Raw genomic sequence first — 406 nt, 5'->3', positions numbered from 1 at the left:
ATCCAGGGCCTGTCTGGGATCATGAGCATCACCGGCACACCGGAAGCGGCGCCGCTGCGGGTCGGCTATCCCGTCGCCGATACGCTTGGCGGACTGGTCGGCGCGTTCGCCATCGCCTCGGCGCTGGTGCGGCAGAAGACGAGCGGCGAGGGTGCCTTTCTCGACGTTTCGATGCTCGAATGCACACTTTCCGCACTTGGCTGGCCGGTTTCCAACTATCTGACCGCAGGTATCGACCCCATGCCGATGGGCAACGAGAACATGACGGCGGCACCCTCCGGTGCGTTTCGCACCGGCGACGGGCTCATCAACATCGCTGCCAACAAGCAGGAGCAGTTCGTGGCGCTGTGCCGGCTGATCGGCCGGCACAGCGCCACGAACTGCTCCTGCTTGTTGGCAGCGATGT

1 protein-coding gene is annotated in these 406 nt (G+C 64.8%); it reads left to right on the top strand.

All coding sequences use genetic code 11. The annotated features are described in order from the left end of the window. Positions 1-406 (top strand): CoA transferase (locus EN994_RS35135; RefSeq protein WP_206530600.1); only part of this gene is annotated, 406 nt, incomplete at both ends.

It is taken from the genome of Mesorhizobium sp. M7A.F.Ca.CA.002.09.1.1 (assembly GCF_003998555.1).
Classification (GTDB): domain Bacteria; phylum Pseudomonadota; class Alphaproteobacteria; order Rhizobiales; family Rhizobiaceae; genus Mesorhizobium; species Mesorhizobium ciceri.
This window is presented reverse-complemented; position numbering and strand designations above follow the sequence as displayed.